Here is a 20,956-nt window from a genome sequence, read left to right on the forward strand (position 1 = left end):
GTACCGGTTTCCCGAGGTGACCGTACACCATGGGAAACCGGTTCCTCATGTGGTACGTTCCTCCACCAGAGACCGGTTTCTCACAGGTGAGGCCGGGGATCGACGACGATCCGGAGGACAACGCGATGCGCCACCCGACCAGCGAGCCCGGACCCTGGTGGTCTCCGCCCGTGCCCCCGACCGGCAGCACGGGGGTGAGTCCGTGTCCGTGATCCAGGAGCTGTCCCGCACCGAGCAGAGCGTCAGCCCCCGCAAGAAGGGGGACGGGCGCTGGGCGCTGCTGTTCCTCGCCCCGTGGTTCGTGGGGCTCGTGCTCATCACGGCGGGGCCCATGGGGGCGTCGCTGTACCTGTCCTTCACCGACTACGACCTGCTCTCGGCCCCGCAGTGGATCGGCCTGGAGAACTACACGCGGATGTTCGACGACCCGCGGTTCCTCACGTCGCTCGGCGTCACGTTCACCTACGTGCTCGTGTCCGTGCCGCTGCAGCTCGCCGCGGCCCTCGGCCTGGCGCTGCTGCTCGACAAGGGCATGCGCGGGCTGGCCCTGTACCGCTCGGTGTACTACCTGCCCTCGCTGCTCGGCGGGTCGGTGGCCATCGCGATCCTGTGGCGCCAGATCTTCGGCGCGGACGGCCTGGTCAACCAGGTCCTGGCGCTCGTCGGCATCCAGGGGCAGGGCTGGGTGTCGCACCCCGACTACGCCCTGGGCACCCTCATGGCGCTCAACGTCTGGACGTTCGGCGCGCCCATGGTGATCTTCCTGGCGGGCCTGCGGCAGATCCCGCAGATGTACTACGAGGCCGCCGCGATCGACGGCGCGGGACGGTGGCGGCAGTTCCGGTCCATCACGCTGCCGCTGCTCACGCCGATCGTCTTCTTCAACCTCGTGCTGCAGCTCATCGAGGCGTTCCAGTCGTTCACGCGGGCGTTCGTCGTCAGCGGCGGCAACGGCGGCCCGTCCGACTCGACGCTGCTCTACACGCTGTACCTCTACCTCAAGGGGTTCGGCTCCCTCGACATGGGCTACGCGTCGGCGATGGCCTGGTTCCTGCTGCTGATCATCGGCGGCATGACGGTCGTCAACTTCCTCGCCTCCAAGTACTGGGTCTTCTACGATGACTGACGCCTCGACGAAACAGACCGCTCCGACGTCGCCGGCCCCGGCGTCGTCGTCCGGAACGGCGGCCCGGCGGGGCGAACCCGCCCCGCTCGCCGTCCGCCCCCGAGGCCGCCGCGTGCGGGCCCGGCTCGGCAGCGTGCTCAAGCACGCGGGCCTGATCGCCTTCGGGTTCGTGATGCTGTACCCGCTGCTGTGGATGGTGGCCAGCTCGTTCAAGCCGAACGCGCTGATCTTCCGCGAGCCGGGCCTCATCCCCACCGACATCGACCTGTCCAACTACACGGACGGGTGGAACGCGCTGCTGCACCCGTTCAGCCACTACCTGATCAACTCGGCGCTCGTGGTGCTCGGGTCGCTGCTCGGCAACCTGCTGTCGTGCTCGATGGCGGCCTACGCGTTCGCCCGGCTGGAGTTCCGGGGCCGGCGGCTGTGGTTCGCGGTCATGCTGATGTCGATCATGCTGCCGATCCACGTGGTGATCGTGCCGCAGTACGTGCTGTTCTCCCAGCTCGAGTGGATCAACACGTTCCTGCCGCTGATCGTGCCCAAGCTGCTGGCGACCGACGCGTTCTTCATCTTCCTCATGGTCCAGTTCTTCCGCGGCATCCCGCGCGAGCTGGACGAGGCCGCGACGCTGGACGGCTGCAACCACCTGCGCATCTACCTGCAGATCATGCTGCCGCTGTCGCTCCCGGCCCTCGCCACCACGGCGATCTTCACGTTCATCTGGACCTGGAACGACTTCTTCAGCCAGCTCATCTTCCTCACCCGGCCGGAGATGTACACCGTGCCGATCGCCCTGCGCACGTTCGTCGACTCCACGGGCGAGAGCTCGTGGGGATCGCTGTTCGCGATGTCGATCGTGTCCCTGATCCCCGTCTTCATCGCCTTCCTGTTCGGACAGAAGTACCTGGTCAAGGGCATTGCGACCACCGGAATCAAGTAGCTCCACCGCGATGAGACAACGACGTCACCGAAGGAGAAGCACATGAGCATCACCCGTACCGGACGCCCTGCGCGACGCGGCAGGAGGATCACGTCCTCGGCCGCAGGCATCGCGGCCGTCGCCCTGACCCTCGCGGCCTGCGGGGGCGGCGACTCGGGCATCGGCGGAGGCGGCGACGACGCCCCGGCCGCTGCCGAGGAGTGCCCCTGCGAGATCCGGTTCGCGTGGTGGGGCTCCGACACCCGCCACGAGTCGACGCAGCAGATCATCGAGGCCTTCGAGGCCGAGAACCCGGACATCACCGTGGTCCCCGACTTCACCGACTGGGACGGCTACTGGGACAAGCTCGCCACCTCGGTGGCCGCGGGCGACACCCCCGACGTCATCACCCAGGAGGAGCGCTACATCTCCGACTACTCGACCAAGAACGTGCTGGCCGACCTGGGCACGCTCGACATCGACACCTCGAAGGTGGACGACGGCGTCCTGGCGGGCGGGCAGATCGAGGGCACGCAGTACGGCATCCCGACCGGCATCAACGCCTACGCGCTCGTGGCCGACCCGGAGATCTTCGCCGACGCCGGCGTCGACGTGCCGGACGACAGCACCTGGACGTGGGAGGACTACGTGACCACCGCGAACGCCGTCGCCGACGGTGCGGGCGACGGCGTCTGGGGCACGCAGGACTACGGCTTCAACGAGGCCGGCCTCAACGTGCTGGCGCGCCAGCGCGGCGAGACCCTGTTCACGCCGGACGGCGAGCTCGGCGTCTCCGAGGAGACCGTCGCGGACTTCTTCCAGGTCTCGCTCGACCTCATGGCGGGCGGTGGTCAGCCGGACGCCGCCCGCACCGTCGAGTACCAGGCGGCCGGGCCGGAGGGCGGCCTGCTCGGCACCAACCAGGGGGCCATGGGGGTCTGGTGGACCAACCAGCTCGGCGCGCTGACCGAGTCGTCGGGTCACGAGCTCGAGCTGTTGCGCCTGCCCGGCGAGACCGAGGGGGAGCGCACCGGCATGTACTACAAGCCGGCCATGTTCTACTCGGTCTCCGCGGACACCGAGTACCCGGAGGCGTCCGCGAAGTTCGTGGACTTCATGCTGAACTCCGAGGAGGCCGCGAAGATCATGCTGACCGACCGCGGCCTGCCGGCGAACACCGACGTGCGCGAGGCGATCCTGGGCGACCTGTCGCCCACCGACCAGAAGATGGCCGACTTCATGGCGGACATCGAGGACGAGATCGTCGACACCCCGCCGGTCCCGCCGCACGGCTCGGCCGAGCTCGCCGACATCATGGAGCGCATCAACACGGAGGTCCTCTTCGAGCGCCTCAGCCCGCAGGAGGCGGCCACCCAGTTCACGGAAGAGGTCACGGCGGCCATCTCGAACTGACCGACGTCGAGTGCGGGATCTTCGCCCTGGCAGAGCCTCTGCGAGGGCGAAGATCCCGCACTCGACGTCGTCTCGGTAGGATGAAACGGTTCAACGGGAGGTCTCACGTGTCACAGGAACTGCTCGTGCTGCGGGACGGGGACGACGTCGCCGTCGCCACGCGGGACCTGAGCCCGGGCGAGACACCCGAGGCTCCCGGGACCGGTCCGGTCGACGTCCGCCAGGCGGTGCCGCGCGGGCACAAGGTCGCGCTGCGGGCCGTGTCCGCGGGCGGCCCGGTGCGCAAGTACGGGCAGGTCATCGGGGTGGCCACCGCCGACATCGCGGTCGGCGACCACGTGCACTCCCACAACCTCGGGTTCGAGGAGGCCCAGCGGGAGGCGCCGCTGGGCGGCACGCACACGCACCTCCCGGTGCCCGACGACGAGCCCCGGCCCACCTTCCGCGGCTACCGCCGGGCCGACGGCCGCGTGGGGACCCGGAACTTCGTCGCGATCCTGACCAGCGTGAACTGCTCGGCCTCGACGGCGAAGATGATCGCCGACCAGTTCCGCGGCGCGGCGCTGGACGAGTTCGAGAACGTGGACGGCGTGATCGCCCTGACCCACACCTCGGGCTGCGGCCTGGTCCCGGACTCCGAGGGCGGGCAGATCCTGCTGCGCACCCTGCGCGGGTACGCCGCGCACCCGAACGTCGCGGGCCTGCTGGTGCTCGGGCTGGGCTGCGAGATGGTGCCGGGCGCCGCGCTGTCGGCCCGCTCGGGCCAGGTCGCCGACCTGGGGATGCCCGGCATCGGTGCCCCCGACGAGCGACGGTCCGGGCTGCTCGCGGCCATCCCGGACGACACCGTGGTGCGCTCCCTGACCATCCAGGAGGCCGGCGGCGTGCGGGCCTCGGTCCGTGCCGGAGTGGCCGCCGTCCGCGAGCTGCTGCCCCTGGTCGACCAGCGTCGACGCGTCGAGTGCGACGTGTCCGAGCTGGTCCTCGCCCTGAACTGCGGCGGGTCGGACGGCTACTCCGGCATCACCGCGAACCCGGCCCTGGGCTGGGCCTCGGACCGCCTGGTCGCCTACGGCGCCACGTCCGTGCTGGCCGAGACGCCCGAGGTCTACGGCGCGGAGCACCTGCTCACCGCACGGGCGACCGAACCCGCCGTGGCGAAGAAGCTGCTGGACCGGATCGACTGGTGGCGCGGCTACGTCGCCGCGGGTGGCGGCACCCTGGACAACAACCCCTCACCGGGCAACAAGGCCGGCGGGCTGACCACCATCCTGGAGAAGTCCCTCGGGGCGGTGGCCAAGGGCGGGCAGGCCGACCTGGGCGCCGTGTACGAGTACGCCGAGCCGATCACGGAGACCGGGTTCGGCTTCATGGACACCCCGGGCTACGACCCGGTGTCCGTGACGGGCCTGGTCGCGGGCGGCGCGAACGTCGTCGTCTTCACCACCGGACGCGGGTCGGTGTTCGGGTGCCGCCCGACGCCGTCCATCAAGGTGGCCACCAACACCCCGATGTACTCGGCGATGTCGCAGGACATGGACATCAACGCGGGCGTGGTCGTGGACGGCACCGCGACCGTCGCCGAGGTGGGCCGGCAGATCTTCGACCGCGTCCTCGCCGTCGCCTCGGGGGAGCAGACGGTCAGCGAGGAGCTGGAGATCGGCGCCGAGGAGTTCATCCCCTGGCACATCGGCGCGGTCACCTGACGGCTGCCGCGGCCCCCTGGAGACGACCATGCACCTGCTGCCAGGCAGGTCCTGGTTCTGGCAGCAGGTGCATGGTCGTCCGGGCAGGGTCAGGGGTAGCTCACCACCTTCGCCGGGATCGTCTCCGTGCCCGCCGCGCGCGGGCCGACGCCGTTGATCACGTGCTCGTACGTGCCCACCCCGCCCAGCGACACGGTGAGCAGCGAGTGCATCCGCACGCCCGGCGTGACCGGCACCTCGAACCCGTTGTCCGAGGTGATCGACGCGTCCGAGGTGAACACGCAGTACGACCCCAGCCCCCACGCCTCGTGCTGCGTCACGCCGTCCGCGACCTTGTACGCCGCCCAGCCCCGGATGCCGTCGTGGTTCCACGCGGCCTGGTCCGGCGGGTCGTACGGCAGCTCGTTCTGGTAGAAGATCGTGCGGCCGCGCTCCCCGGTCCACAGGGTGTTGTACTCCTGGTAGTGCTCGACGAAGAGCCCGTACCCGTCCACGTCGTCGCCGGTGACCACGAGCCCGTTGCGCGCGGTGTTCACGTCCCAGCCGACGCCGTCGCCGTGGTCGCCGCGCCAGGACCAGATGTGGTCCACGATCGTGTCGTCCGCGTTCACCACGATCGCCTGGTCCACGCGCCCGGCGTGCGCGCCGCCCACGCGGACGAACACGTCGTGCAGCGAGATCGGGTCGTCGGCGTGGTCCGCCGTCGACCCTGCCGTGCCCACGGTGAGCATGGACGGCGACTCGGCCGCGCCGGCGTCGAAGAGCACGCCCGCCACGCGCACGCCGTCCACGTCACCCACGCGCATCGCCGTCTGCCCGGCCGTCGGCACGATCGTGGCGTACCCGAGCCCGAGCACCACGGTGTCGGCCCGGTCCACCTCGATGGTCCCGGTGGTCTCGTAGACGCCCGGCGTGAGCAGCAGGTGCAGCCCCTGGTCGAGCGCCTGGTTGATCCGCTCCGCGGAGTCGCCGGGCCGGGCCACGTAGAACTGGTCCAGCGGGATCGAGGTGCCCGACGTCGTCCCGCCGTCCCAGGTCGCGCCCCGCGTGCCGTCCCGGTGTGCCGGCACGAACACCGCGTAGTCGTCCCCGTCGAGGTACAGGTACGGCTTCTCGCGGATGACGCCGGTGGTGTCCAGGGCGGTCACCGCGGGTTCGGGGAACGACGTCGGCGGGGCGTTCTCGGTGCCGGAGAACACCATGTTCCACAGCGTCCCGGCCCAGCCGCCCGTGAGCGTCGAGTCGCGGGTGTACCACTGCTGCTGCGTCCAGGCGCGGACCTGCCCGTCGACCACCGAGTCGGCGATGTACCCGCCCGACGCCCAGCCGTACCGCGACGAGTGCAGCATGAGGTTGCCCTTGACGTGCACGCGCCGCATGGGCGCCGCCTGCGACACGGCCCACCGCATGTCCCCGCCCGACGGCGTCACGGCCAGGTTCTCGACCGACCGCCAGAAGTTCTGCGTGGCGTTGCCCTCGAACCACTCGGCGTCGGCCCAGACACCGCCCGTGATGTTCACGTCGTCGGGCCTCGTCCCCAGGCCGGAGATCGAGGTGTGGAAACCGGCGTTGACGTGCACCGGGTAGGTGCCCGGCTCGAAGAGGAACTGGTGCCGTCCGTCGCCGAACTGGTCCGCCTCCTGCTGGTCGTAGACGGCGTCGACCGCCGCCTGGACCTGGGCCGTCGGCGTGTCCGGGCCGAAGACGTGCACGTTCGGGCCCAGGTCGCCGCCGCCCGGGATCGGGTCGCCGGGCGTGGTGCCGCCCTCGCCGGCGAACACCTTGAGCTCCCAGAGCGAGTAGCCGTACCCCGTGCCCCGCTCCGTGCCGGTGAGCCGTACGTACCGGCCCGACCCCGTGATCTCCAGCGACTGGTTGCCGCCGGTCCCGTTCGTGACCGTCGTCAGGGTGCGCCACGCGGAGCCGTCGTCCGAGGCCTCGATCCGGAACCCCTTGCCGTACGCGGCCTCCCAGGACAGGTCGACACGGCACAGGTCCTGCACGGAACCGAGGTCCACGCGGATCCACTGCGGGTCGCTGAACTCGCTGGCCCAGCGGGTACCGGGGTCGCCGTCCACGGCCGACGCCGCGCCGAACGGACCCTCCGTCGACGATGCCGTCGCCGGCCGCCCGAGCGCCACGTTCGTGCTCCCGCAGGCGGCAGCCGCCGCCTGGTCCGGCCCTGACGCCGGGACTGACGCCGGGACGGGTGCCTGGACCGACGCCGGGACCGGCGCCCGGACCGACGCCGACGCCGGCCGCGCCGTCGCCCCGGGAACCGGCGCGGCAGCCGCCGTCAGCGGGGCCGCGACGCACGTCGCGACCGCCGCGGCAGCCAGCCAGGCCCGTGTGCCGGCCCGGTGCGCACCGCTGGGGACGGCCCTCACGACGCCACCTCCTCCCGCGCTGCCGTGGTCTCGGGTACCAGCTCGTAGTTCTCGTCGAGCACGGTGCCCCGGTGCGGCTTGTACAGGTCGTAGCCCCGCGGGTTGCACTGGAGGCCGCCGTTGATGCAGTGCTCCACCAGCCGGCGCAGCACCTCGGGGTCCCAGGCGTTGACGAAGTCGTAGTGCCACGACTGGTCTGACCCGCTCACCAGCGCGACGTCGGACATGTCGCCGCTGACCGGCCACGCGATCTTGAACTCCAGCATCGGCACCGCGACGGGGTGGCTCATCGGGCACTGGCCCGCCACGGGGTACGCCATGTGCGAGCCGTGGCCCATGTGCGCCGACTCCTCCGGCGTCAGGTGCATCCCGTCCCAGCAGCTCGGCGCCTGGTACCGGATGTTGAGCTGCGTCCCCTCGGGGCAGTACGCCGGGATCTCCCAGCTCTTGGAGATGTCGCCGCACTCCCAGCCCTCGACGGCGCCCGGCGCGGTGCGGAACTCGTCCACCGTCGCCATCATGTCGCCGGTCACGAACTGGAGCCCCTCCGGGAACGGCACCACGTCGCGGTAGTCGTCGATCCCCGACTTGTAGTAGACGGTCAGCGGGATGTTCGGCTCCACCGGCACGCCCGCCCTGGTGATGGCCGGGAACCAGTACGCGGAGTGGTCCTGGGGCACCGTGCAGGTGCTCTCCGGCATCGCGTGCAGGCTCGTCGGCGTGGTGAAGGCGTCCGTCGAGCGGTTGCCGATGAACGTGTGCAGGTGCGACCGGCCCGGCTGGTTCGGGTAGACGATCGAGTCGTCCGGCAGGAAGTGCGAGAAGGTGCAGTTCGCCTGGAACTCGTGGTGGGTCACCTCGTCGCCGGGGAACGGCGGCGGGTCCTCCGGCCCGCCCGCCTCGCCGTCGCCGAACACCTGGAGCTCCAGGAGCGAGTAGCCGTAGCCGGTGCCTCGGGCCGTGCCGACGAGCTGCACGTAGCGGCCGGTCGCGGTGATGTCGTAGACCTCCGTGCCGCCGGTCCCGGCACCCTCGGTGACGACGGTGGTCCAGGCGGCGCCGTCGGCCGAGACCTGGATCGTGAACGCCGCGCCGTACGCTGCCTCCCACTCCAGGGCGACGTGGTCCAGGGCGTAGGACTGCCCCAGGTCGATCCGGATCCACTCGTCGTCCGTGGGGGCGCTGGCCCAGCGGGTGGACCGGTCGCCGTCCACCGCGAAGCGCGGGCCGAGGCCCGCGGACTCCGAGCTGGACGCGGCCGTGAGCGCACCCTGCGAGAGCAGGGTGTTCGGCTCGGCGACGGCGGTGGTGGCGCCGATCGTGCCCGCCGCGCTCAGGGTCGAGGCGAGCAGGGCCGTGGCGAGTGCGCCCGCGAGCACGCGGGGTCTGCTGAGGGTCGTGCGCATGGTTCCTCCTTCTTCGCAGGTGTGCCGTGCTGACCTGTCACTGCTGATCTGTCACTGCTGATCTGTCACTGCTGATCTGTCACTGCTGGTAGACGCCGACCTCGTACAGCGAGTAGCCCCACTCCGTGCCGCGTTCGGTGAGGTTGAGCCGCACGTACCGGCCGCTGCCCTGGACGTCGAGGCTGTCGACGCCGCCGTTGCCGCCCGTGACCGTCCGGACCGTGGTCCAGGTGCTCCCGTCGTTCGACGTCTGCACCTGGTACGACTTGCCGTAGGCCGTCTCCCAGACGAGCTGCACGTGGTCGAACGACTGCACCGACCCGAGGTCCACCTGCCACCACGCCGACGGGCCCCACTCGCTGGCCCACCGCGTCGTGGCGTCGCCGTCGACGGCGCGGCCGGGCGTCCAGTCGCCGTTCCACGGGTCGAAGCTCGAGGCCGTCGCCGTCTTGCCGCGCGCGATGTTCGTCCCGTCGACCGGCGGCGCGACGACGCGGAACGACCTCGTCTCCACGCCCACGTTGCCGTGCCCGTCCTCGGCGAACACATAGACCTTCCAGACGCCGAGCATCTCGGGTGCCGTGACCCGGAACGTGCCCGGCGCCGTCTGCGTGAACTGCGCCTGCGCGATGCCGCCCGCGTTGTTGACGTACTTGCTGTTCAGCATCACGTTGGCGTCGATCGGGTCGCCGTCGGGGTCGGTCACGTCCACGCTGACCGTGAACTCCTCGCCCGCGGACACTGCCGTCGCGCCCTGGACGTTCATCGCGGTGATGCGCGGCGGGGTGTTCATGCCGGAGGTGTCGACGCCCCAGGCACGGGCGATCGAGTAGTAGCCGAGGCGCCGGTTGTCACCGGGGATCACGTTGAACCACACACCGCCGAAGTCGCCCTCGATGCCGTAGTGGAAGAACGTGGCGCCCAGCGCGACGCCGTCGTGCTCCCGCAGGCAGCGCCACGAGTCGACGTACGCCTGCTCCTTCTCGAGGTCGGTGGGCTCGTCCGGGACGCCGTTGGCGTCGTCCGGCACCTCCCACTCACCGGCCGCGCCGCCCTCCGTGATGAGGTACGGCCGGTCGTAGCCGCCGGCCTCCCAGGCCGCGGGCACGTTGCACAGGTCGCCGTACGCGTTGACCGAGAGCAGGTCCAGGTCGGGGGCGTTGCGCTCGATGTACGGCCAGGCGCCCACCCAGGCGTCCGTGCTCGTGGTCGGGTGGTTCGGGTCGGCCTGGTGCACGGCCACGCTCACCTCGTTGACGAATGCCGCGTACGCGTTGCGGATCTGCTCCAGGTCGGTGCCCGAGTAGCAGTTCTGCAGGCCGAGCAGCGACTCGTTGCCGATGTTCCACATGAGCACGCCCGGGTGGTCCTTGTACGCCGCGACCTGACTGAGGATGTCCGCCTTGGTGTTCGCCTTGTAGGTGGCGTCGGTGCGGTAGTCGATGCAGCCGCCCGACCCCGGGCCGCCGCCGGGCAGCAGCCAGAAGCCCATCACGACGCGGACGTCGTGCGCCGCGGCCGAGTCCAGGAGCTGGCGGGTGTCCGCCCCTGTGCCCCAGGTGCGGATCGTGTTGGCGCCCATCGCCGTGAGCGTCGGCATGTAGTGGTCGGCCGTGCTGAACGCCGGGCCCCAGGTGAAGCCGCGGACCGTGTACGGCTGCCCGTCCACCTGGAGGTCCCAGTCACCGCTGCCGCCCACCACCTCGACGGTGCTCGGGCCCGAGTCCCGGACCGGGACGTTCGGGTGGCCCGGGTCCACGTAGGCCGGCCCGCCCGGATCGGTGCTGCCACCGGCCTCGCCGAAGACACGCAGCTCCCACAGCGAGTTGCCGTACCCGCCCGAGCGGGCGGTCGACAGGAGCCGCACGTACCGGGCCGTTCCCTCGACGTCGAACGCGTCGGTGCCGCCGTCGCCCGACGTGGTCGAGTACACGGTGGACCACGCGGTGCCGTCCGCCGAGACCTGGAACTGGTACGCCGTCGAGTACGCGGCCTCCCACACCAGCTCGACACGGTCGAGCGCGGCCGAGCGGCCCAGGTCGACCCGGATCCACTGCGGGTCGCTGAACTCGCTGGCCCACCGGGTGGTCAGGTCGCCGTCGACGGCGGCGCTCGCGGGCGTGTAGTCGGGGTTCTCCACCGACGACGCCGTCGCGGGCCGGCCCTGCGACAGCAGGACCGGTTCGGCCTGCGCCGTCGTGGCGGGCACGACGAGCGCCGCCGTGGCCAGCAGCCCGGCCGCCAGGGCCGCGACGGTGGCGCGCCCGTGCCTGGTCCGGGTGGCGTGCGTGGTGCGTCGGGGGCCGGCGACCGGCGTACCGGGTGATCCGGTGGTGGTCATGGTGTTCCTCTCCGTCCGCTGCTCGGCCGGGCAGAGCGGCCGTGGCGCGGTTCGTCGTTGAGCCTGCGAGCGCGACGCTCCGGTGCGTCACGAGTGGGAGAGCGCTCTTACCCGGCTCATCCTCGACCCGTGCTCGGTCGAGCGTCAAGGGTCTGGGCCCCCTTGGCCGTCTCTGTTTATCGGCTTCATTACCTGTTTTGTTGGCGTCTGGTGCACCTTGCTGCATCCCAGGCTGAGTGGAGAGGTCACCCGGCGCGGCTCGCTCGGAGAGCGCTCTTACTCTGTTACCGTCGGCCTGTGAGCAAGGACCCGCGGCGTGCGGCGCCGACCCTGGAGGACGTGGCGAAGGTCGCCGGCGTCTCGCGCGCGACCGTGTCCCGCGTCATCAACGGCAAGCGCAAGGTGGCGCCGGCGGTCCAGGAGGTCGTGCTGGAGGCGGTGGCCGAGACGGGCTACGTGCCCAACCGGGCCGCGCGGTCCCTGGTGACGCGCCGCACCGGCACGGTCGCCGTCGTCATCTCGGGCGCGGACGCCGATCCCGAGGGGGAGCTCGACCTCTCGGGCGTCTTCTCGGACCCGTTCTTCGGGCGGGTGGTCGGGTCGCTCGTGCGGACGCTGCGCCCGCACGACGTGCACCCGGTCCTGATGTTCGCCGACGACGAGCAGACCCGGGCCCAGGTCGTCTCCTACCTGCGGTTCGGCAACGCGGACGGCGCCCTGCTGGTCTCCACCTACGCGGACGACCCGCTCCCCGAGGGGCTGATCGGCACCGGCCGCCCGATCGTGCTCTTCGCGCGGCCCGGGCACCCGATCCCGGCCAGCTACGTCGACCTGGCCAACGCCGACGGCGCCCGCCTGGCCGCGAACCACCTGCTCGACCGGGGCCGCCGCGCGCTCGGCGTGATCTCGGGGCCGCTCGACGTGCCCTCCGCCCGGGACCGCCTGGAGGGCTTCCGCGACGCGGCGGCCCGGCGCGGGCACGCGTTCGTCCCGAGCGTCGCGGGGTCGTTCACGTTCGAGAGCGGTGAGGCGGCGATGGCCGAGCTGCTCACCGTGGCCCCGGACCTGGACGGGATCTTCGTCTCGAACGACCTCATGGCCCAGGGTGCGATCCACGTGCTGCAGGCCAACGGCCGGCGCGTGCCCGACGACGTCGCGATCGTCGGGTTCGACGACAGCCCCGTCGCCGTGCAGACCCGGCCTCGGCTGACGACCGTCCGCCAGCCCGTGGAGCAGATGGCCCAGGAGATGGCGCGGATGCTGCTGGAGCAGATCGACGCCGACGAGCCGGCGGTGCGCTCGTCGATCTTCGAGCCGACGCTGGTGGTGCGGGACTCGGCGTGAGCGGGTGGGGGCTCCAGGCGGGTGGGGGCCTGGTGGTGTGTTTGCTGCTGGGTGCTGGGTGCTGGGTGCTGGGTGCTGGGTGCTGGGTGCTGGGTGCGGTGCTGGGCGCTGGACGCGGTGGCGGCGTCGTGCGGCGGTCGCGGCGGTCGCGGCGGTCGCGGCGGCGGTGGCGGTGGCGGCGTGGTGCTGTGGGCTGCTGGGCGTGATGCTGGCCGCAACGGTGGCGTGTTCGGTCCGTTGCCCCGAGATCGGCCCGTCGATGGACCGATCTCGGAGCAGCCGACCGAACATGCGCGGCAACTGACCGAATACGTGCGGCAGCCGACCGAACATGCGCGGCAACTGACCGAACATGCGCGGCGGCAGACCGAGCACGCGGCAGCTGAACGAACACCACCCGCGGCAGTCGACCGAACACGCGCGACGGCAGGCCGACACGCGGCAGCCGACCGAACACCACCCGCGGCAACTGACCGAACCTGCGGCAGTAGACCGAACCTGCGGCAACCGACCGAACCCGCCGCAGCAGACCGGTCCGGGGCAACGGACAACGGACCGAACCGGGCGGCAGCTGACCGAACCCCGCGCTGTTGTCTCCCGCCCGGCACGTACGGGTACCCGTGTGGGAATCCCTCACGACCCGGCTGGACGTACCTTGCTAGGTTCCTGAACAAATCGGTCGCCGTCGTCCGCGGCGGCCCAGGACCCGAAGCGAGGTGGTTCCCCATGAGATCTCGTCGCGTACCGTTCTTCGTCACCAGCCTTGTCGCCGCGCTCCTCACCGCAGGTGCCGTGGCAGTCCCCGGTGCGGCCGCGCCCGTCGCCGACGCCCCGGCTCCCGCCCCGGCCGCGGTCGCCGACTGCACCGCCGCCGCCTGGAGCAGCAGCGCCGTCTATGTCGGCGGCAACCTGGTCACCTACGGCGGCGCGGCCTGGCGCGCCAAGTGGTGGACCCAGGGGGAGACACCCGGCACCACGGGTGAGTGGGGCGTCTGGGAGCGCGTCGGCACGTGCGACGGCGGCGAGCCGCCTGTCGACCCGCCCGGCACCGACGCGTTCCCGGTGAGCCAGGCCCAGTTCAACTCGTTCTTCCCGAACCGGAACTCGTTCTACACCTACGCGGGCCTCGTCGACGCGCTCAGCGCGTACCCGGGGTTCGCCAACAGCGGCAGCGAGACCGTCCAGAAGCGGGAAGCGGCCGCCTTCCTCGCCAACGTCTCCCACGAGACCGGCGGTCTGGTGCACATCGTCGAGCAGAACACCGCCAACTACCCGCACTACTGCGACACGACCCAGCCCTACGGCTGCCCGGCTGGCCACGACAAGTACTACGGCCGTGGCCCGGTCCAGCTCAGCTGGAACTTCAACTACAAGGCGGCGGGCGACGCCCTCGGCATCGACCTGCTCAACAACCCGAACCTGGTGCAGACCAACTCGGCCATCGCCTGGAAGACCGGCCTCTGGTACTGGAACACGCAGAACGGTCCGGGCACCATGACGCCACACAACGCGATCGTCAACGGCGCGGGCTTCGGTGAGACCATCCGCAGTATCAACGGCGCCATCGAGTGCAACGGCGGCAACCCGGCACAGGTCCAGAGCCGGGTCGACACCTACCTGCGCTTCACGAGCGCCCTGGGCGTGGACCCGGGCGGCAACCTCTACTGCTGACCCCCTGCCGACCATGCGGTTGCTGCCAGATCAAGACCCGTCCTGGCAGCAACCGCATGGTCAGTTCTCCGAGCCGGCCCGAGCCGGTCCGAGCCGGTCCGAGCCGGTCCGAGCCGGTCCGAGCCGGTCCGAGCAGGCCCGGCCGACCCGGCCGGCCTGGCCGACCCGGCCGACCCGGCCGACCCGGCCGACCCGAGCCGCCCGGCCGATGTCCAGACCGCCACGGTCTTCGTGCCACGATGGCCCCATGCCTCTCGCACCCCGGTATCTCGCAGCCGACGACCGCTACGAGACCATGACCTACCGCCGCACCGGACGCTCCGGGCTCGACCTGCCCGCGCTGTCCCTGGGGCTGTGGCACAACTTCGGCGACACCAGCCCGTTCGACACCCAGCGCGCCATCCTGCGCCGTGCCCTCGACCTGGGCGTCACGCACTTCGACCTGGCCAACAACTACGGCCCGCCCTACGGCTCCGCCGAGGAGAACTTCGGCCGGCACCTCGCCGCCGACCTGCGGTCCTACCGCGACGAGCTGGTCCTGTCCACGAAGGCGGGCTACGACATGTGGCCCGGCCCGTACGGCGACCACGGCTCGCGCAAGTATCTGCTAGCCAGCCTGGACCAGTCGCTGACCCGCATGGGCGTCGACTACGTGGACGTCTTCTACCACCACCGGCCGGACCCCTCGACCCCGCTCGAGGAGACCATGGGTGCCCTGGCCTCGGCGGTCCGGCAGGGCAAGGCGCTGTATGTCGGCGTCTCCAACTACTCGCCGGCCCGCACGCGTGACGCCGCGCGGATCCTCGGCGAGCTGGGCGTGCCGCTGCTCATCCACCAGCCGTCCTACTCGATGTTCAACCGGCACATCGAGAACCCCGCGCACGAGGACGGCTACGACGGGGTGCAGAGCGAGGCCCTGCTCGACGTCGTCGGCGAGCTCGGCGTCGGCACCATCGTGTTCTCGCCGCTCCAGCAGGGCCTGCTGACCAGCAAGTATCTCGCCGGTGCGGCCCCGGCCGGGTCCCGGGCGGCGCGCACCGACTCGCCGTTCCTCTCCGACCGCGCACTCACCGACGACTACCTGAGCCGCGCCAAGGCGCTCAACGAGATCGCCGCGGGACGCGGCCAGACCCTCGCGCAGCTCGCCCTCGCCTGGGTGCTGCGGGACGAGCGCGTGACGTCGGCACTGATCGGTGCGTCGTCGGTGGCGCAGCTCGAGGACAACGTCGCGGCGCTCGCGGCGGGCCCCCTGGGTGACGACGAGATCGCCGCGATCGAGCCCCTGGCGCAGCCGCTCGGCTGAGCGGACGGGCCGGCGCGGCGTCGTCCGGCGCCGCGCCGCCGATCCCACACACCCTGTTCGGCCGCACTTCACGGGAAGGTCGCGCCGAATCGACCCGTCGGGCGGACGATGAGGGCGACCGCCGCTCGACGGGGAGGGGTACTGGCAGGTACTGCACTCGCGAGAAGGAGCAACAAGCGTGCCCGAGACGAAGAGCGCCATCATCGTGGGGGCCGGCATGGTCGGTCTCTCCACCGCGTGGCACCTGCAGGAACGCGGCGTGGAGGTGACGATCCTCGACCGGCGCGGCGTCGCGGCCGGGGCCTCCTGGGGCAACGCCGGGTGGCTCACGCCCGGCATGGCGATGCCGCTGGCCGACCCCTCGCTCTGGGCCTACGGCCCCCGGGCGATGCTCGACCCCGACGCCGCGCTCAGCGTGCCGTTCCGCTTCGACCGTGCCCTGTGGAGCTTCGTCGCGCGGTTCATGGCGCACGCGACGCCCGGCGCGTGGCAGCGCGCGATGGCCGCCCTCACGCCGATCGACCGGGTGGCGCTCGAGGCGTACGACGAGCTCGAGGCCGGTGGCGTGCACGCGACGTCCTACCCCAGCCGCTGGGTGGTCGCGTTCGAGCACGAGCGGCAGTCGGTCCCGTTCGTGCACGAGCTGCGCAACGTGGCCAAGGCCGGCCAGGAGGTGCGGCTCTCCCGGGTGCCCGACGGCGTCCGCGTGCCGCACCTCTCCCGAGCGGTGCGGTCGATCTGGTCGCTCGAGGGGCAGCGGTACATCGAGCCCGGGCCGTACGTGGAGGCGCTCGCGACGTCGGTCAGCGCCCGCGGGGCGAAGGTGCTCACCGACGCCCGCGTCACGGCCGTGCGCGCGGTGCCGGGCGGCACCGAGGTCGCCGTGCACGGTCACGACACGGTGCGGGCCGACGCCGTCGTGGTCGCCACCGGGGCATGGCTCCCCGAGCTGGTGCGTCCGCTGGGCGTGCGGACCCGGGTGCAGGCGGGGCGGGGCTACTCGTTCAGCGTGCCGGTGGAGGGGCCGCCGATCGACCACCCCGTGTACTTCCCGGCCCGGCGGGTGGCCTGCACGCCGTACCAGGGACGGCTGCGCGTGGCGGGCACCATGGAGTTCCGCGGGCCGGACGAGCCGTTCCAGCCCGGCCGTGTCCGGGCGATCGTGCGCTCGGTCCGCGATCTGTTCGAGGGCGTGGACCTGGACTCCCGGGCCGACGAGTGGGTGGGCTCCCGGCCGGTGACCCCGGACGGGCTGCCGCTCGTGGGCCGGACGGCCGCCCCGGGTGTCTACGTGGCCGGCGGTCACGGCATGTGGGGCATGGTGCTGGGGCCCGCGACCGGGCGGGCGCTGGCGGAGCAGATCACGACGGGGCGGACGCCCCAGGAGATCCTGCCCTTCGACCCGCTGCGGTGAGCGGGCCGGGGCGGCTCACCGCTGGTCCGCGGCGAGCCGCTCCAGCCCGTCGAGGATGAGGTCGAGGCCGAACTCGAACTCGGTCTGGTCGTCGCACCAGCCCAGGGTCTGGCCGGGTTCCTCATGGCCCACCTCTGCCAGCATCTCCACCATGTGGGGCACCTGGTCGGCCATCTGCTCCAGCAGTGCGGTAGCGGTGGCGTCGGCACCCTGGGTGGCGGCGCCACCGGCTGCGGAGCCCGCCGTGGCGCCGTCCGGTTCGAAGAGCTCCTGTGAGAACCCGAGGGCGCGGCTGCCGAGGGCGTGCATGGCATGGTGGATCAGGTCGTACGAGAGGCCGCCGCGCCGCATCAGCCCGAGCAGCGAGTCGTAGTAGCGCACCACGTGCAGGCTGAACGACGTCCTCGACTCCAGGACGGTCGTGGCCCACGGGTGCCGCAGCAGCACGGCGCGCGCCGTGAGGATCTGCCGGCGCACGGCGGACCGCCAGGCGGACGGCGGCGCGTCGTCGGGCAGCGGGTCCAGCCGGCCCACCGCCTCCTGGATCTCCCCGGCGACGACGTCGACGACGCCGTCGAGCAGATCCTCCTTGTTCGAGACGTGGTGGTACAGCGACATCGCCTCGATGCCGAGCTCCCGGGCGAGGCTGCGCATCGTGAGCGCCCCGAGCCCGTCGCGGTCCGCGAGGGTGACGGCCGAGCCGAGCACGCGGGCGCGCGTCAGGGCGCTGCGTGGTGCGGTTGCCGCTCTCTGCCGGGAAGTCATCGTCCCGCGATCCTACGTCGCCCTTCACCCTTGACCCGGCGGCTCGCCGGTTCTACCTTACGTCGTAAGGCTTACAGCGTAAGGTTCGCAACCGGAAGGCGGTACGTCATGTGGGGCTGGATCCTCGGGGTGCTCGGCGGGCTGGTGGTGCTCGCGCTGGCCTGGGCCCTCGTGATCGTGCTGTCGATGCGCTACAAGAACCCCCGCGGCCTCGCGCTGGTGCGTCGGTTCAACCGGCGGTTCACCAACCGCGGCGCGATGCGGGACGCCGGTGAGCCCGGGTCGGGCAGCTCGGTGATCCGGCACGTGGGGCGCCGGTCCGGAAAGCCGTACGCGACCCCGATCGGCGTCTACCCGATGGGCGAGGGCTTCCTCGTCTTCCTCCCGTACGGGCTCGGCGCCGACTGGGTGCGCAACATCCGGGCGGCGGGTACGGCGGAGCTCGTGACCGACGGGCACGCGCACCGCGTGACCCCGCGGCTCGTCGAGCCGGCCGAGGCGCTGCCCTACCTCTCCGCCGGACAGCGCCGCGTGGTGCGGCTGTTCCGTGTCAGGGACTTCCTCGCGCTGGATCCGGCGCCCGTCCGGTCGGACGGTGGTCGGTGAGGGCCGTCGTCCGCGACCGGTACGGGACGCCCGGCGTCCTGCGCGTCGCCACCCTCGACGCGCCGGTCCCGGGACCGGGTGAGGTCGTGGTCGGGGTCGCCGCGACCTCCCTGAACATGGCCGATCTCGACCACCTCCTGGGCCGTCCCCGGGTGGCCCGTGTCGCCACGGGCCTCGTGCGCCCGGTGAACCGGAGCGTCGGGGTCGACCTGGCCGGCACGGTCGAGGCCGTCGGCGCGGACGTGACCACGCTGCGCCCGGGCGACCGCGTCTGGGCCGACCTGTTCGACAGCGGCCACGGCGCGCTCGCCGACCGGGTCCGGGTCCCGGCGTCGGCGCTGACGCGGCTGCCCGACGACGTGCCGTTCGACGTCGCCGCCACCACACCGCACTCCGGGTCGCTGGCGCTGCAGTGCCTGCGCTACGTCGGGCCCGTGCGGCCCGGCGAGCGGGTGCTGGTCAACGGTGCGGGCGGCTGCGTGGGCCCGTTCGCGGTGCAGATGGCGAAGGCCCGCGGTGGCGTGGTCACCGCTGTCGACCACGGGGACAAGCTCCCGTTCCTCCGGGAGCTCGGCGCGGACGAGGCGGTCGACTACACGCGCGACGATGTCATGCAGGGCGGACGCCGCTTCGACGTCGTGGTGGACATCGCCGACACCCGGTCCCTCGTGGCGGCGCGCCGGTGCCTGGCGCCGGGCGGCCGGTACGTGCTCGTCGCGCGGCGGATCGGCTCGTTCGCGGAGAAGGCGCTGCTCGGGCCGGTGGTGGGTGCGCTCACCGGCGTCCGGATGGGCAGCTTCGCCTGGCGGCCGAACCAGCGGGCCGACCTGGATGAGCTGGCCGGGCTGCTGTCCTCCGGCGCGCTGCGCCCCCGCGTCGACCGGCGGTACGGCCTCGACGAGGCGGTGGCGGCCTTCCGCCACCTGGCCTCGGGCGCCGCCCGCGGCAAGCTCCTCATCACTCCGTAGGCCGTCGAACGGAGAGATCGTCGCAGCAGGAGAGCCGTTCGGGCGATGGACCCTCCGCCCGGTGCCCACAGCGCGGATGGCAGGATCGGGTGCATGACGCGACGTCGCATCCTTGTCCTTGCCGGCCGCGGACGCTACGAGGACCCCTGGCACGACCACGCGGCGACGTCGCACGTGGTCGCAGGCATCCTCGGTGGCCAGGGCGACGTCGAGGTGCGCGGGCTGTTCCGCGACGCGCTCGACGACCTCGACGCGGTGGACCTGCTGGTGGTCAACGGCGGCACGGGCCGTCGTGACCCGGGCTTCGACGGGGCGGACGACGACTGGCTCGGGTTCCACGACCGGCTGGTCGCCTGGGCGCGGGACGGCGGTGCCGTGCTGGGCCTGCACCAGGCGGCGAACACGTTCTACGACGCGCCGGGCTGGGAGGCCGTGCTGGGCGGGCGCTGGATCCCCGGCGAGTCGATGCACCCGCCGATCGGCGACGCCCGGTTCGAGCTGGTGCAGGGCCACCCGGTCACCGACGGCCTGCGCGTGGTCGAGGCCTTCGACGAGCGGTACTGCCACCTGAGCGTCGCGCCGGAGTCGCGCGTGGTCGGCACCACGCGGGACGACGACGGCGCGCCGCACCCGGTCCTGTGGGTCAACGAGGCGTACGGCGGGCGGACTGTGTACTCGGCACTGGGGCACGACGTCCGCTCCTACGCCTCCGCGGGACACCAGGAGCTGCTGCGCCGGGCGGCGGCCTGGCTGCTGTCGTAGGACGACGCCCCCTTGACCTCAACCCTTGTTGAGGTTGTTGGCTGGGGCGCATGGAGATCATCAGCGTCGACACGGTGACCCGATCGCTCGCCGAGACCGCCGCGTACTACGAGACGGTGCTCGGCCTGCCGGTCCGCAAGGAGATCGGTGCGGTCGAGGTCACCGTCGGGCGCACCGTCCTGCGCTTCCGCGAGGACGCCGACGCCGAGGGCGACCAGCACTACGCCTTCCTCGTCGACGACGCGCGGTTCGACGCCGCACGCGAGTTCCTGACGGCGGGACCCGGCCTGCTGAGCGACGGTGACCGCACCGAGTTCGAGGCGCAGGACGCCTGGAACGCGCGGTCGCTGTACTTCCCGGGACCGGACCGCTCCGTCCTGGAGGTCATCGCGCGCCGTGATCTTCCCCGAGACCTGGGTGCCGGACGCGGCGCGGGGGCGAAGGCCTCGAGCCCGCCCGTGCCCGGCACCCAGCCAGACCTGTCGGGTCCGTTCGGGCCGGGCAACCTGCTGTCCGTGAGCGAGGTGGGCATCGCGGTGCCTGACGTCGTCGACGCCGCCGACCGGCTCGCCGAGGCAGGCATCGGTCGCTACCCGGACGGGTCGGCGACGTTCAGCCCGGCCGGTCACATCGACGGCATGCTCATCCTGGTCAGCGCGGGCCGCACGTGGTTCCCGACGACGGACCGCGTGGTGGCCGAGCCGCCTGTCACGGTCGTCGCGCAGGCGGGGCCGGCGAGCCCCGGCGTCGTGCCCGGTCGGTACGCGCTGGCCCCGGGGCGGGTGCTGGTGGTGCGGCCGTAGCCGCGCCTCAGCTCGCGCC

General features: G+C 72.0%; 16 protein-coding genes. 12 read left to right on the top strand and 4 right to left on the bottom strand.

Going from position 1 to position 20,956, the window contains the following annotated elements:
* The first annotated feature begins 220 nt into the window (after positions 1–220).
* The 4 genes from ACIBBF_RS10075 (at position 221) to ACIBBF_RS10090 (ending at position 5,167) form a co-directional block, all read left to right on the top strand.
* Positions 221–1,126 carry a carbohydrate ABC transporter permease gene (locus ACIBBF_RS10075; protein ID WP_397413058.1) on the top strand — a complete coding sequence of 302 codons (906 nt, stop codon included), beginning with the start codon at positions 221–223 and terminating at the stop codon, positions 1,124–1,126.
* Complete coding sequence (locus ACIBBF_RS10080) at positions 1,119–2,069, top strand: carbohydrate ABC transporter permease (RefSeq protein WP_397412941.1); 951 nt, start codon at positions 1,119–1,121, stop codon at positions 2,067–2,069. The genes ACIBBF_RS10075 and ACIBBF_RS10080 overlap by 8 nt, the downstream gene beginning before the upstream one ends.
* A 42-nt stretch (positions 2,070–2,111) precedes the next feature.
* Positions 2,112–3,461, top strand: a complete 1,350-nt coding sequence (locus ACIBBF_RS10085; RefSeq protein WP_397412942.1) for an ABC transporter substrate-binding protein — start codon at positions 2,112–2,114, stop codon at positions 3,459–3,461.
* 80 nt (positions 3,462–3,541) lie between these two features.
* Positions 3,542–5,167 (top strand): UxaA family hydrolase, encoded by a 1,626-nt coding sequence (locus ACIBBF_RS10090; RefSeq protein WP_397412943.1) that lies wholly within the window; start codon positions 3,542–3,544, stop codon positions 5,165–5,167.
* An 89-nt stretch (positions 5,168–5,256) separates the two neighbouring features.
* On the opposite strand, the gene ACIBBF_RS10095 is transcribed toward ACIBBF_RS10090, so the two are convergent.
* The 3 genes from ACIBBF_RS10095 to ACIBBF_RS10105 form a co-directional block, all read right to left on the bottom strand.
* Positions 5,257–7,554, bottom strand: coding sequence for a discoidin domain-containing protein (locus ACIBBF_RS10095; protein ID WP_397412944.1), 2,298 nt, complete (start codon positions 7,552–7,554; stop codon positions 5,257–5,259).
* Positions 7,551–8,960 (bottom strand): DUF1996 domain-containing protein, encoded by a 1,410-nt coding sequence (locus tag ACIBBF_RS10100; protein ID WP_397412945.1) that lies wholly within the window; start codon positions 8,958–8,960, stop codon positions 7,551–7,553. The genes ACIBBF_RS10095 and ACIBBF_RS10100 overlap by 4 nt, the downstream gene beginning before the upstream one ends.
* Positions 8,961–9,039: 79 nt before the next feature.
* Positions 9,040–11,301 carry a discoidin domain-containing protein gene (locus ACIBBF_RS10105; protein WP_397412946.1) on the bottom strand — a complete coding sequence of 754 codons (2,262 nt, stop codon included), beginning with the start codon at positions 11,299–11,301 and terminating at the stop codon, positions 9,040–9,042.
* A gap of 297 nt (positions 11,302–11,598) precedes the next feature.
* Here ACIBBF_RS10105 and ACIBBF_RS10110 point away from each other — a divergent pair, with 297 nt between their 5' ends.
* From ACIBBF_RS10110 to ACIBBF_RS10125, 4 genes are all read left to right on the top strand, one after another.
* Positions 11,599–12,645, top strand: a complete 1,047-nt coding sequence (locus ACIBBF_RS10110) for a LacI family DNA-binding transcriptional regulator (protein ID WP_397412947.1) — start codon at positions 11,599–11,601, stop codon at positions 12,643–12,645.
* Positions 12,646–13,371: 726 nt separating this feature from the next.
* Positions 13,372–14,316, top strand: coding sequence for a glycoside hydrolase family 19 protein (locus tag ACIBBF_RS10115; RefSeq protein WP_397412948.1), 945 nt, complete (start codon positions 13,372–13,374; stop codon positions 14,314–14,316).
* A gap of 247 nt (positions 14,317–14,563) precedes the next feature.
* A complete protein-coding gene (locus tag ACIBBF_RS10120) occupies positions 14,564–15,619 on the top strand; it encodes an aldo/keto reductase (protein WP_397412949.1) in 1,056 nt (351 codons plus the stop codon).
* 178 nt (positions 15,620–15,797) lie between these two features.
* Positions 15,798–17,033 (top strand): NAD(P)/FAD-dependent oxidoreductase, encoded by a 1,236-nt coding sequence (locus tag ACIBBF_RS10125; RefSeq protein WP_397412950.1) that lies wholly within the window; start codon positions 15,798–15,800, stop codon positions 17,031–17,033.
* Between the two features lie 15 nt (positions 17,034–17,048).
* Here the strand turns inward: ACIBBF_RS10125 and ACIBBF_RS10130 are convergent, their stop codons facing one another.
* On the bottom strand, positions 17,049–17,798 hold the full coding sequence (locus ACIBBF_RS10130; protein WP_397412951.1) for a TetR/AcrR family transcriptional regulator: 750 nt from the start codon (positions 17,796–17,798) through the stop codon (positions 17,049–17,051).
* A gap of 108 nt (positions 17,799–17,906) precedes the next feature.
* Here ACIBBF_RS10130 and ACIBBF_RS10135 point away from each other — a divergent pair, with 108 nt between their 5' ends.
* The 4 genes from ACIBBF_RS10135 (at position 17,907) to ACIBBF_RS10150 (ending at position 20,937) form a co-directional block, all read left to right on the top strand.
* Positions 17,907–18,404, top strand: a complete 498-nt coding sequence (locus ACIBBF_RS10135) for a nitroreductase family deazaflavin-dependent oxidoreductase (RefSeq protein ID WP_397412952.1) — start codon at positions 17,907–17,909, stop codon at positions 18,402–18,404.
* The gene (locus ACIBBF_RS10140; RefSeq protein WP_397412953.1) at positions 18,401–19,372 is read left to right on the top strand and encodes an NAD(P)-dependent alcohol dehydrogenase; all 972 of its coding nucleotides are present in this window, start codon (positions 18,401–18,403) and stop codon (positions 19,370–19,372) included. Before ACIBBF_RS10135 ends, ACIBBF_RS10140 begins: the two co-directional genes overlap by 4 nt.
* Positions 19,373–19,465: 93 nt before the next feature.
* Positions 19,466–20,134 carry a ThuA domain-containing protein gene (locus ACIBBF_RS10145; RefSeq protein ID WP_397412954.1) on the top strand — a complete coding sequence of 223 codons (669 nt, stop codon included), beginning with the start codon at positions 19,466–19,468 and terminating at the stop codon, positions 20,132–20,134.
* Positions 20,135–20,184: 50 nt separating this feature from the next.
* A complete protein-coding gene (locus ACIBBF_RS10150) occupies positions 20,185–20,937 on the top strand; it encodes a hypothetical protein (protein WP_397412955.1) in 753 nt (250 codons plus the stop codon).
* Positions 20,938–20,956 lie beyond the last annotated feature (19 nt).

It is taken from the genome of Promicromonospora sp. NPDC050880, from assembly GCF_044456525.1.
In the GTDB taxonomy this organism is placed as follows: Bacteria; Actinomycetota; Actinomycetes; order Actinomycetales; family Cellulomonadaceae; genus Promicromonospora.